Origin of the sequence: Bradyrhizobium sp. CCGUVB1N3 (assembly GCF_024199925.1) — a bacterium.
Lineage (GTDB): Bacteria > Pseudomonadota > Alphaproteobacteria > Rhizobiales > Xanthobacteraceae > Bradyrhizobium.
On sequence record NZ_JANADR010000001.1, the window covers coordinates 1578912 to 1590274 of the forward strand.

12 protein-coding genes are annotated in these 11363 nt (G+C 64.5%); 3 read left to right on the forward strand and 9 right to left on the reverse strand.

From position 1 onward, the window contains the following. Nucleotides 1–13: 13 nt before the first annotated feature. Complete coding sequence (locus NLM33_RS07465; RefSeq protein ID WP_254095455.1) at nt 14–841, reverse strand: tetratricopeptide repeat protein; 828 nt, start codon at nt 839–841, stop codon at nt 14–16. Beyond that, nucleotides 828–2552: a dihydroxy-acid dehydratase gene (ilvD, locus tag NLM33_RS07470; protein WP_254095456.1), complete on the reverse strand. Its 1725-nt coding sequence runs from the start codon at nt 2550–2552 to the stop codon at nt 828–830. Before ilvD ends, NLM33_RS07465 begins: the two co-directional genes overlap by 14 nt. Before the next feature lie 422 nt (nt 2553–2974). Between ilvD and NLM33_RS07475 the strand changes: the two genes are divergently transcribed. Further along, the gene (locus NLM33_RS07475) at nt 2975–3517 is read left to right on the forward strand and encodes a topology modulation protein (protein WP_254095457.1); all 543 of its coding nucleotides are present in this window, start codon (nt 2975–2977) and stop codon (nt 3515–3517) included. Between the two features lie 9 nt (nt 3518–3526). Continuing rightward, a complete protein-coding gene (locus NLM33_RS07480) occupies nt 3527–4705 on the forward strand; it encodes a DUF418 domain-containing protein (RefSeq protein ID WP_254095458.1) in 1179 nt (392 codons plus the stop codon). Here the strand turns inward: NLM33_RS07480 and NLM33_RS07485 are convergent, their stop codons facing one another. The 4 genes from NLM33_RS07485 to NLM33_RS07500 all read right to left on the reverse strand — a co-directional run bounded on the left by NLM33_RS07485 (nt 4706) and on the right by NLM33_RS07500 (nt 7457). Continuing rightward, nucleotides 4706–4918: a hypothetical protein gene (locus NLM33_RS07485; protein ID WP_254095459.1), complete on the reverse strand. Its 213-nt coding sequence runs from the start codon at nt 4916–4918 to the stop codon at nt 4706–4708. It lies immediately after the preceding gene. Between the two features lie 148 nt (nt 4919–5066). Continuing rightward, nucleotides 5067–5243 (reverse strand): hypothetical protein, encoded by a 177-nt coding sequence (locus NLM33_RS07490; protein ID WP_254095460.1) that lies wholly within the window; start codon nt 5241–5243, stop codon nt 5067–5069. A 195-nt stretch (nt 5244–5438) separates the two neighbouring features. Further along, nucleotides 5439–5630 carry a hypothetical protein gene (locus NLM33_RS07495; RefSeq protein WP_254095461.1) on the reverse strand — a complete coding sequence of 64 codons (192 nt, stop codon included), beginning with the start codon at nt 5628–5630 and terminating at the stop codon, nt 5439–5441. Between the two features lie 90 nt (nt 5631–5720). Continuing rightward, complete coding sequence (locus NLM33_RS07500; RefSeq protein WP_254095462.1) at nt 5721–7457, reverse strand: adenylate/guanylate cyclase domain-containing protein; 1737 nt, start codon at nt 7455–7457, stop codon at nt 5721–5723. A 352-nt stretch (nt 7458–7809) separates the two neighbouring features. Between NLM33_RS07500 and NLM33_RS07505 the strand changes: the two genes are divergently transcribed. Continuing rightward, on the forward strand, nt 7810–10011 hold the full coding sequence (locus NLM33_RS07505) for a transglycosylase SLT domain-containing protein (RefSeq protein WP_254095463.1): 2202 nt from the start codon (nt 7810–7812) through the stop codon (nt 10009–10011). Nucleotides 10012–10246: 235 nt separating this feature from the next. Here NLM33_RS07505 and NLM33_RS07510 read toward each other — a convergent pair whose 3' ends face one another. From NLM33_RS07510 to NLM33_RS07520, 3 genes are read right to left on the reverse strand one after another with little or no spacing between them, the layout of a single operon-like run. Then, nucleotides 10247–10624: a hypothetical protein gene (locus tag NLM33_RS07510; protein WP_254095464.1), complete on the reverse strand. Its 378-nt coding sequence runs from the start codon at nt 10622–10624 to the stop codon at nt 10247–10249. After that, a complete protein-coding gene (locus NLM33_RS07515; RefSeq protein WP_254095465.1) occupies nt 10621–10815 on the reverse strand; it encodes a hypothetical protein in 195 nt (64 codons plus the stop codon). The genes NLM33_RS07510 and NLM33_RS07515 overlap by 4 nt, the downstream gene beginning before the upstream one ends. Continuing rightward, a complete protein-coding gene (locus NLM33_RS07520; protein ID WP_254095466.1) occupies nt 10812–11207 on the reverse strand; it encodes a hypothetical protein in 396 nt (131 codons plus the stop codon). Before NLM33_RS07520 ends, NLM33_RS07515 begins: the two co-directional genes overlap by 4 nt. Nucleotides 11208–11363 lie beyond the last annotated feature (156 nt).

The following is an 11363-nucleotide window of genomic DNA, read 5'->3' on the forward strand; positions in this document are numbered from 1 at the left end:
CCCTGCGCAGCAATCAATCGCGGCGGCCCTGGACCCACTGCTCGAGCATTTGCAGGCACATCGCCCGGTCGTCGTCGGACGCCTTGGCGAAGGCGCGGTTGTAGCTTTCCTTGATCCAGGTCTCGTCGGTGCCGGCGCTGTCGCGGGCCAGCGTCAGCCACATCAGGCCGCGCGCGGCCTGCCGCGGCAGGCGATCGCCGTTGAACAGCATCTGTCCGAGCAGCGCCTGCGCCTCGTGCTGGCCCTTCTGCGCGGCGAGGCCCAGCCAGCGCGCGCCTTGCGTGAAGGCATCGCGCGAGGCGTCCGGCGACTTCAGATAGAGCCGGGCGAGATCGTACTGTGCATCGGCGTTGCCGAAATAGGCCGCCGCGTAGGAGAACAGCTCGCGCGCCCGCTCCTGATCCGGTTTCACCTTCGAGTTCGGGATACCGTTGAGGTAATAGCGGCCGAGCGCGACGAAGGCGTTCGCCACCATCGGCGCCTGGGGCAGCGACGGGCTGTCGGTCGCATGCGCGTTCACGAGCCGGCTGAAATAGTCGAAGGCGCGCAGATCGTCCTGCGCGACGCCCTCGCCATTGGCGTACATCCGCCCGAGCTTCCACTGCGCGATGGGATGACCGCCTTCGGCGGCGTATTGCAGGGCGGTGAAGGAGGTATCGGGATTGGTCGCAGCCGGCGGCACGGCCTTGCGCAGCGCTGCGGCGCTACCCGGCGCAGGCGAGACCACCGGAATGGCCGCATCCTGTGGACTGACCGGCGCACCGTCGAAGGCAAGCGCCGGCGCGGCCAGCGCGGAAGCCCCCAACACAAACGCAACTATGGTACGCCTAGATGTCCGCATAGCACTGTTTCTCGTGCGCGCCGCCCGGATGGGTCACTGCCCCACCGATCGCTGGTCCTACCTGCTGAGCATATTTCCACAGCGCACCCGACGTATGGTTAGTCGCGCGGGAACGCCATTTGGTCTTGCGTTGAGCCAGCTCATCGTCGCTCAATTTTACGTTAAGAGTGCCGGCGACCGCGTCGATCTCGATGATGTCGCCGTCCTCGAGCAGCCCGATCGGGCCGCCGATCGCCGCCTCGGGCCCGACATGGCCGATGCAGAAGCCGCGGGTGGCGCCCGAGAACCGGCCGTCGGTGATGAGCGCGATCTTGCCGCCCATGCCCTGGCCGGTCAGCGCTGCGGTGGTCTGGAGCATTTCCCGCATGCCGGGACCGCCTTTCGGCCCCTCGTAGCGGATCACGATGACTTCGCCTTCCCGGTAGGTGCGCTTCTGGACCGCCTCGAAAGCATCTTCCTCACGGTCAAAGCACCGGGCTGGGCCGGTAAACCTGAGGTTGGACATTCCCGCGACTTTCACGATCGCACCTTCTGGCGCCAAATTGCCCTTCAGACCCACCACGCCACCGGTAACGGTGATCGGCTTGTCCGCCGGGTGCACCACGTCCTGGTGCGGATTCCATTTCACGCTCTTGAGATTTTCGGCGATCGTCCGGCCCGTCACAGTGAGGCAATCACCGTGCAGGAAGCCGTTGTCGAGCAGCGTCTTCATCAGAAGCGGGATGCCACCAACTTCAAACATGTCTTTGGCGACATAACGGCCACCTGGCTTCAAATCCGCGACATATGGTGTCTTTTTGAAGATTTCAGCGACGTCGAATAAGTCAAACTTGATGCCGACTTCGTGAGCGATCGCCGGCAGGTGCAGCGCAGCATTGGTCGAGCCGCCGGAGGCCGCGACGACGGCGGCCGCGTTTTCCAAAGCCTTACGGGTGACGATGTCGCGCGGCCGGATATTCTCCGCGATCAGGTCCATGACCTTCTCGCCCGCGGTCATGCAAAACGCGTCACGGATTTCATAGGGCGCGGGGGCGCCGGCCGAGTACGGCAGCGCCAGCCCAATGGCCTCGGAAACGGTCGCCATCGTATTGGCAGTGAACTGCGCGCCGCAGGCGCCCGCCGAGGGGCATGCCACGCGCTCGATCTCGTCGAGGTCCTCGTCGGACATGGCGCCGACGGAATGCTTGCCGACCGCCTCGAACATGTCCTGGACGGTAACCTGTTGCCCGCGGAAATTGCCAGGCAGGATCGAGCCGCCATAGATGAAGATCGAAGGCACGTTGAGGCGAACCATCGCCATCATCATGCCCGGCAGCGACTTGTCGCAGCCGGCAAGGCCGACGAGGGCGTCATAGGCGTGGCCGCGCACAGTCAGCTCGACGGAGTCGGCAATGCATTCGCGCGACGGCAGCGAGGAGCGCATGCCGTCATGGCCCATCGCGATGCCGTCGGTGACGGTGATGGTGCAGAATTCACGAGGCGTACCGCCGGCCGACGCCACGCCCTTCTTCACCGCCTGCGCCTGGCGCATCAAGGCGATGTTGCAGGGAGCGGCTTCGTTCCAGCAGGAGGCAACGCCGACGAAGGGCTGGTGGATCTGCTGGGTGGTCAGACCCATGGCGTAAAAATACGAGCGATGGGGCGCGCGCGCAGGGCCTTCCGTCACGTGACGGCTCGGCAGTCTCTGCTTGATGTTCGTCTTGGCGTCCATCGCGAACCAGTTTCCTCGGCAACCCTTGTCAGACCCGGAAAACGACACCCAAGATTTGAATGAACCCTGGGATATTTTCCGTCGCTGTTGCGAGTGCCGCAGCCCCTGAAAAGTTTATGGAGATTTTATTCATGGAGGGGTGTGGCCAAAAAGCGGCGCAGATGAGAACGGACTGCAATGACGGTTTAATCCGGAAGGAGTGTTGCGCAGATAGCACAATCGTGGCTCATGGGACACGACCAGGACTACCTTGTTACCGCCGTAAGATCCGTACTCACAATCTCAGGTATTGTGAGGCGCTGCATGCCCCCCGAGCTCGTGCGCTACCATGAATATCCCTCAGGCTGAGTCGCAACCCGTGACATCCGCGATGTCCAGGCTTTACCGACTTACGGAATCACCGCGCAACGTCGAGAATGTCGATGAGCCTACCGCAACGCATCCTCGTTCTCGGACCGTCCGGGGCCGGGAAGTCGACGCTAGCGCGCCGCATCGGCGAGCGCTCCGGCCTGTCGGTCGTGCATCTCGACGCGCTGTACTGGATGCCGGGCTGGCGGCCGTCTGAAACCGAGTCGTTTCGCGCGCGCATGGCCGCGGCGGCGGCCGGCGAGCGCTGGGTCATCGACGGCAACTACGGCTCGCACCTTGATCTGCGCCTACCGCGCGCGGATGCCATCATCTGGCTCGACCTGCCGCGCCGTGTCTATTTTCCGCGCGCGGTGTGGCGCTCGATCCGCCACTACGGCCGCGAGCGCAGTGATATCGGCGCAGGATGCCGGGAGCAGTTCGACTGGTCATTCTTCAAGGACTGGGTGTGGACCTACCCCGCCCGCTCCCGTGGTAAGCATGCGACGTTGATGAAGAACCTGCCCGCGGGAATGCGCGGGATCATCTTGCGATCGCGCGCCGAGGTGGCGAGATTCACCGACGGTTTGCCGCGCTCGCTCGACGGCATCTCGGAGTGATCCGCCTCCGTGGAATCCACAACCGACCTCACAATGGTGGACGCGCCGACGGGTCCCTCGCATCGGGTAGGTGCGATCGATGCCCTGCGAGGGCTCGCGCTGTTCGGCGTACTGGCGATCAACCTGGAGACCGAGTTTCGCATCTCGATCTTCCAGCGGTTACTCCCGTCGGCGCCGGACCCGACGCTGAACGGCATCGTCGATGCGGCACTCGACCTCTTCGTCGACATGAAGGCGTTCGCCCTGTTCTCGCTCCTGTTCGGCGTGGGTCTCGCGATCCAGTTCGATCGGCTCAGCACGTCGTCGCGGCGTGTGAGCCTACTCGTCCGGCGCTTGCTGGCGCTGTTGCTGTTCGGCGTGATCCATCTCGTCCTGATCTGGAACGGCGACATCCTCACCGAATACGCGCTGGCTGGCTTTGTCGTGCTGCCATTTCTATTCGCGCCGCGCTGGATGATTGTGACCGGTTCGGGCATTGCTCTGTCGTTCTATGTGCTGCAACCGGTGCTGCCGACGCTCATCACCTTCCCCGACCAGGCAGCTTTCCGGGTGCTCGTGAGAACGGCGAACGATATCTATGCAAACGGCAGCTTTGCCGAGGTGCTCGCGCTGCGCATTCAGGAGCTCCCTGCCCTGCTGCCGCTGCACCTCTACATATTTCCGCGAACGGTCGGGCTCTTCCTCGTGGGCGCTTTGTGTTGGCGAGGCGGCTTGTTCGGTGACGTGGCGAGACGACGCCGAAACCTGCTGATGACCGTAGGTCTCTTGGGTGTCGCGGGCGGCCTGCTCCTGGCGAAGCTGGCACACCCGTCCGCCGGCCTTGCCAGTCCCATCGTTCTGGCGACGGGATATGCCGCCTTGGTGATCGCCATCGAACAAACCCCGACCGGCGCATGGCTGTTTCGCTTCGCCGAGCCGGTCGGACGCATGGCCTTCACCAATTACATCGTCCAGTCGATCGTGCTCGGCTTCATCTTCTATGGTTATGGCCTCGGGTTATTCGGCGGGCTCGGCTCGGTGGCCGGCCTGCTGCTCGTCGTGGCGATCTACGCCGCGCAGGTGCTCGTGAGCCGGCTCTGGCTCGCCCGCTTTGCCTACGGTCCGATCGAATGGCTGTGGCGCGCGCTCATGTATGGACGGGCGCCGGCATTCCGGAAAGGAAGCCTTCGGTTCCAGTTCGACAGCTAATCACCGCGCGCCCTTCAAGGTGCACGAGGTGGTGCAGGTCACCGTCGTGCCGTGGTCGCAGGACTTGCAGGCGGCGACGCACTGATTCATGTCCCTGGCATTGTAGGAGCTGTAGTTGCGTAAGGGGCAAGCGGCGGTCGAGCCGGTGACGTCCTGCTCCGGCTCGCAGGCGGCCGTCATGAGTGAAAGCAAGATGACTGCAACAGCCCGCATGGGATGACCTGCAAAGGAACAGTTTCCTGGAGCCGTTGCACGGCAACAGGCTCCAGCATTCCCACCTGCGAGGAATCGCGGCCCGCGATCAACCTTCGCATCCTCAAGAGGATGCGCGCCAAGTGTTAAGAACGGCTTGCGACCGGCGTCACGCCGCAGCTATGGGCGCAATCGCCTGCCGCGCGTCTGCCGCCAGCTCGTAATAGTGCTCCGCGAGCTTGAGGTAGAACTCCCGCTTTGCGCTGTCGGTCGCGAGCTTGGCGATCAGCTCGCACTCGGCGGTGAGCGTCTCAAACCGTTCCAGCCTGTCCTGAAGTTCCGTCATCGGCGTGTCCCCGTAAAACGCCTTCGAAGAACGATAAGCGTAGGCCCGCGAAATACGTCACGGCCAACATCGTTATCAGGCTGAATCATTTTTTGCCCGGCGCGGTCTCGCCGAGGCGCGCGTCGGGTTTTCTGCATCTTGGGGATGTTGACGCGCCGCACCGGCACGACACGGTTGCCGGTGAGGAACGCGGCCTTACGCGCGGATCCCCTTCATCGACGGCTGGATCGTCAGACGGTAGGCGACGAAGGCGAGACCATCGAATTTCTCCACGACCTCGTCGCAGGCCGGGCAGCGGTACTCGCCGGTCGTCGGCGGCTCCGTCGCCAGCTCAAGCCGCCGAAAGCCAGCCTTGCAGTGCAGACAGGTCACATCGCCCTTCTTCATGGATCACCCCGTAAAATCACGGGCGCATTCATAGCACAGCTTGAGGCGGAACTTGGACCGCCTCAACGCATCCGGAGCAACGCGTTTGGATCATTTATGCTCCATCCGCCAGGCGCCATCCCAATCCGCGGCTGGCGGATTGGCCTGGAGCTGGTCGAGGCGGGTGAGCAGTGTGCGCGACGGTCCATCGCCGGGAACGCTCTCCAGCGCCGCGTTGAAGGCGTTCCGCGCCTCGTCCCAGCGGCCAGCACGGTACGCCGCGAGTCCTTCGGCATAGTGCGCCCGCAGGCTGATCTGCTCCTGTGGGAGCGCGCCGGCCTTGCCCATCACCTCGAACACGGGCTGCGCCAGGCTCTGGCCGACGACCGCGAGGCGGTCGATCTCGCGCAGCTCGAGGCTCGCGCCGAGCGCAGCCGCGGTCGCCTGCGAGATCAGGATCCGGGTGCCATAAAATTTGTTCGCCGCCTCCAGCCGCGAGGCGAGGTTCACCGCATCGCCCATCACAGTAAAACTCATCATCAGCTCCGAGCCGATGCTGCCGGTCAGAACCTCGCCGGTGGCGATCCCGATCCGCAGGTCGCAAGGAGCGGGCATGGCGCGGATGCCGAGGAGATCGGGAAGCTGCTTCTGGAGCGCCGGCACCTGGTCGGCCATGTCGAGCGCGGCATGACAGGCGAGCTGCGCCTGCTCGGCCTCATCGATGAAGGGCGGGCCCCAATAGGACATGATCGCGTCGCCGATATATTTGTCGATGACGCCGCGGTTGGCCCGAATGGGCTCCGACATGACCGTGAAATAGTGGTTCATGACCTTGACGAGACCACGCGGCGTCATGCCCTCGCTCATCGAGGTGAAGCCGCTCATGTCGCAGAACATGATGGTCATCACGCGCCGCTGGCCGTCGACGGCGACCTCCGGCCGGTCGATCAGCCCCTGCACCACCTTCGGATCGATGTAGCGGCCAAAGGTTTCGCGGATGCGCTCGTTGCGGCGGAGCTGCTCGATCATGCGGTTGAAGGCGCCGGCGAGCTCGCCGATCTCGTCCTGCGTCGAGACGCTGATCGTGTGATCGAAGCGGCCCGCCTCGACCTCGCGCGTGCCGGCGAGCAACAGCCGCACCGGTCGCGTGATTCCGCTGGAGACGAGGAGCGCAAAGGCAAGCCCGACGATCGCCGCCAGCGCCGTCACGACGCCCGAGATGACGATTGCCTGGCGCTGGTGACGGATCACCTGTGCCGTGCTCGCGAACACCTGCGCCAGCATGTCGCTGCGAATTGCATCGATGCGCTGGCTGAAAAGGTCGCGTAGCGCATCGACATGGGTCATCGTATCGCGCGCCGCAGTGAAGTCCTTGGCCTCGAGCTGTTTGAGCAGCTTCCCATCTGCGTCGGTCAGCTCACGGCGCAGCTCCGACAGGGCATTCTCGATCCTGGCGTCGATGCGGCCGAGCGCGGCATTGTCTGACGGCGTGCTCTCGTCCTCGATGATCGCATTGATCAGCTTGCGCGCGGCGTCGGCCTCCTGGACGACCTGCGCGTCCGACTCCCGATACTCGCGCAAGCGGGTTGCATAGCCCTCCTCGTCCGGCGGCGTCTGCATCTTGGCGATCACCATGCGACGCATCGCCAGCGCCCGCTCCAGCGAGCGGACATTGGCACGCGCCAGATTGCCGTAGGCAGGAATGTACCGGCTGGTCAGCTCATCAAGCAGATGGCCGACCCGGCTCGACATCACCATCGACAGGATCGAGGTGACCACCATCAGCACGATCAGCCCGAGGGCGATGCCGACGATCTTGCGCCTGATCGATTGGTTGAAAATCGGCATGGCGTGCTTGGACAATTTGGATCGAGGAACCTTGTGACCTCCATACACCGGAACCGTTACCCGAAACATGCGCAATCTGGTCTGAAAGGCTGCTTCCCAGGGGTTTTTCGCGAGAGCCGCAGGCGCAGCCTTTCAAAGGTTAACGCGCATTTACGATTTCACGGAACGGCTGGTGTCATGCGGAGCGTGAGTTGCAAAAGCCCTCCGGTTCGATTTTCGGCGGCATTTTTGCCGCAATGTTGCCGGAGCGTGACATCGATCAAACGAGGCCGTGTTATCGTTTGAGTCGCTCAAGCCCGCATCACGTCGCGGATCTTGGTTTGTGCTGATGGTTTCGCAGGGGGACCATGGAATGAACCAGTGCCTACGCTCGCTTGCGTGTTTCGTCGCCATGGCTGCACTCGCGCTCGTCTCGACAGAGGCGGCGGCGAAAGGCCATCACAAGCAATCCGCTTTGAAGAAGACGCATGAGGCGAAGGCCGGCAAGCAGCGCAGCGCTGCGGCCGGCAAGCATCGCCACAGCAAGCATGCCGAAGCGAAACGGAAATCGAAGAAGCAGGACGAGGAACCGTCGGAGAAGCCGTCGCGGCCGCCGCTGACCGGCGATCTTGCTGCGCTGAAGGACGCGATCGATCTGGCGCGCAAGGCCAAGACCGATGACGCCACCGCGGCCAGGAGCCGGATCGCCGATCCCGCCGGGCAAAAGCTCGCCGAATGGTTCATCCTGCGGCACTCGGAGACCACCGCCGACTTCAACCGCTACGTCGCGTTCATTGCCGCCAATCCCGACTGGCCGAGCATCGCCTCGTTCCGCCGCCGCGCCGAGGCGCGGCTCTGGCAGGAGAGGAGCGATGCGGCCACCGTGCACAGATTCACCGCCGACCGGCCGCAGAGCGCCAAGGGCAAGTTCGCGCTCGCGCGCGTGCTGCTGACCGAAGGCGATCGCGACGCCGCCGCAAGGCTCGTGCGTGACGCCTGGCGTGCGGAGGAATTGACCGAGCGCACTGAGAGCGACGCTTATGATGCGTTCCGCGATCTCCTGACCGCGGACGATCATCGCGCCCGCATGGACAAGAGGCTCGGCGCCAGAGAGTACGGCGCGGCGCGCCGCGCCGCAAAGCGTCTCGGCAGCGACGAACTCGCGATCGCGAAGGCCTGCGCCGCAGTCAGCGGCAAGGAGAACAAGGCCAAGGACTATCTGGAGGACGTGCCGGCGGATGCGCGTCGCGATCTCGGCTACACGCTGTGCCGCGCGCAATGGCATCTCCTGAAGGACCGCATCGACGATGCGGCGCAGGTCATCCTCGCAGCCTCTCCCGACACCATGGCGCTGCAGGACACCGATGCCTGGTGGCGCGAGCGCCGGCTCTTGGCGCGCAAGCTGCTCGACCAGGGCAAGTTCAGGACGGCCTACGACGTGGTGCGCACGGCCGCCGTGCCGGCGATGGAGGTCTACCGCGTCGACTATCACTTCATGTGCGGCTGGATTGCGCTGCGCTATCTCGACGATCCCAAGACGGCGCTGATGCATTTTGCCGCGATCGACGAAGGCTCCGCCAATCCGATCGCGCTGTCGCGGGGGCACTACTGGCGCGGCCGTGCGGCGGAAGTCCTGGGAGCAACCGCCGACGCGCTTCGAAGCTACCAGGCGGCCGCCCGCTATTCGACCGCCTATTACGGCCAGCTCGCACGCGCGAGGCTCGGCCTCGAGCGCATCGATCTGCGCGCGCCCTCACCCGTGCTCGCCTCGGACGCGGCCCAGCCTTCGGACGAGCGCGTGCGCGCGGCCGACATGCTCTACGAGGTCGGCGAACGCGACGTCGCCTTCTCCTTTGTCGCCGATCTTGCCGGAGAGAGCACCAACGTCGCCGCGCTCGAAGCGCTCGGCGAACTCACGGGCCGGCGCAACGACGCCCACGCGATGCTGGAGATCGGCAAGCTGGCGCTTGCCCGCGGACTCGCGCTCGACCACTACGCCTTCCCGACCATCGGCATTCCCCCGCACAAGCAGGTCGCACCCGAGATCGAGACGAGCGTGATCTATTCGGTGGCGCGGACCGAGAGCGCATTCGACCAGCGCGACAAGTCGCCGGCCAACGCGGTCGGGCTGATGCAGGTCACGCCGGAGGCCGGGCGCGACACCGCAAAGCGGTTCGGCGTCACCTACGACTGGGACCGCATGGTCTCCGATCCCGTCTACAACACCCAGATGGGCGCGGCCGAGCTCAGCGCGTTGCTGTCGGAATATCGCGGCAACCAGATCATGACCTTCGCCGGCTACAACGCCGGTCGCGGCCGGGTCAGGGACTGGGTGCAGGCGCACGGCGATCCCCGCGACCCCAAGATCGATCCGGTCGACTGGGTCGAGCGCATTCCGCTGTCGGAGACGCGCAACTACGTTCAGCGTGTGATGGAGAACGTGCTGGTTTACCGCGCGCGGTTCGAGGGGTCCGGCGCGGTCGCGGCGAAATCCGACCAGCGCGTCGTGACGCAGGAGGTCCGCGCAAAGCCCGCGGCGGCGGCGACGCCTGCGAGCTTCACGGGCGCGGATTGAGGCGCGGATTGACCCGCAGTCTGACTTCTTGCGTTTGACTTCTTGCAGTCTAACTCTTGCAGTCTGACTCTTGGAGCCGTGGGTGGGTTAGCGAGCGTCGCCCACCACGATGTGGAGGGGGCGTGGTGGTTACGCCATCTGCTAACCCACCCTCGCTGGTCGACGCCCCCGGGGCTGGACGAGGCGCCTCTCAGGTCTGGTGACTGCGGCCCCACGCGGGCTCAATTGCGCGGGCTCAATTGCATGGCTCGCTATCACCTCCTTCCGTCGCCATCAGGTCGTGAGCGCCCAAACATGCCTCGGTCAATGCTCGCGAGAAAGTCCACATCTGTATCGTAGAGCTCCAGCACGACACCGCCCCCAAGACCGCGAGGACTTCGACGGCGCGGCTGGCGACGGTCGCGATGTTCTCGGTCGCCCGCGTCCCGGTGAGGCCGGGCATCGCCCACTCCATCATCAGCGACGCGAGCTCGTTTCGGCGGTAGCAATCATGGTCGCAGTAGCGGCGCTGCGTCCGCGCATGCCGGATGTAGCCGGATTGGAGCGGCTGCGAGCAGGCGCTGCACGCGGCCTCGCGCGACGGCGGCTCGTGATTGACCACCACGAACTTCATGACGCCGCCCTCGCGCGCTCCGGCCGCTCCGCCGCAGCCTCACGAAACAGCGCGTAGCATTCATAGTCGCAATAGGGCAGATGCGTCCCGATCTCGCGCAGATAGCTGCCGCCGATGCGCTCCAGGCACTGCAAGCACCAGGTTTGCCGGAACGGGGTCCTGTCGTTCACCAAGACGAAGGCGAACCTCATGTGGCACCTCCCAATGCGAAGCAGTAGACGGTATCCAGCGGAGAAAGCGCGGGAGGCGGCGCGCAGAGATGGTTGCGGCCATCGGGGTTGTCCCTGTTGCGTTCCACCTTCTGGGCGGGGACCGGGATATATTTGCCGTCTTCCCTGCGCCGCGCATAAAGCTTGCCGTCTTCGTACCTGATGTCGGTCGGGTAGCAGTCCGCGCTGTTGCAGCAGCTGAGCGCCGGGTTATCCGGCATGTGCCAGGTCGAATAGAACTTTTCGTGCAGAGCCTGATCCTGAGGAGGATGCTGGCGATGGACAGCACCTTGCCCAACCTCCTGCGCCTGGACCGCAGCTGTGAGGCCAAGGAGGAGAAAGCCCGATAAGAGGAGCTTGCACGATGGGTTCACACGCAGCCTCCAGGATCAGAATTCCTTGCCGACCTCGCCGGCTAAACCTTACGCCACTTGAGCGCGAAACAACCAACGGCGGTCGCGATCGCTGCGCGCACGGAAACGATCGAGGCACTTCTTGGAACAGAGCGCAGTTCGCCAGGAATAGTATCG

Bases quoted from the DNA above. Each gene is read 5' to 3' on its own strand.
- NLM33_RS07505 (WP_254095463.1), top strand. From the start codon at position 7,810: ATGAACCAGTGCCTACGCTCGCTTGCGTGTTTCGTCGCCATGGCTGCA.
- NLM33_RS07465 (WP_254095455.1), bottom strand. From the start codon at position 841: ATGCGGACATCTAGGCGTACCATAGTTGCGTTTGTGTTGGGGGCTTCC.
- NLM33_RS07500 (WP_254095462.1), bottom strand. From the start codon at position 7,457: ATGCCGATTTTCAACCAATCGATCAGGCGCAAGATCGTCGGCATCGCC.
- NLM33_RS07490 (WP_254095460.1), bottom strand. From the start codon at position 5,243: ATGACGGAACTTCAGGACAGGCTGGAACGGTTTGAGACGCTCACCGCC.
- NLM33_RS07510 (WP_254095464.1), bottom strand. From the start codon at position 10,624: ATGAAGTTCGTGGTGGTCAATCACGAGCCGCCGTCGCGCGAGGCCGCG.
- NLM33_RS07495 (WP_254095461.1), bottom strand. From the start codon at position 5,630: ATGAAGAAGGGCGATGTGACCTGTCTGCACTGCAAGGCTGGCTTTCGG.
- ilvD (WP_254095456.1), bottom strand. From the start codon at position 2,552: ATGGACGCCAAGACGAACATCAAGCAGAGACTGCCGAGCCGTCACGTG.
- NLM33_RS07485 (WP_254095459.1), bottom strand. From the start codon at position 4,918: ATGCGGGCTGTTGCAGTCATCTTGCTTTCACTCATGACGGCCGCCTGC.
- NLM33_RS07515 (WP_254095465.1), bottom strand. From the start codon at position 10,815: ATGAGGTTCGCCTTCGTCTTGGTGAACGACAGGACCCCGTTCCGGCAA.
- NLM33_RS07475 (WP_254095457.1), top strand. From the start codon at position 2,975: ATGAGCCTACCGCAACGCATCCTCGTTCTCGGACCGTCCGGGGCCGGG.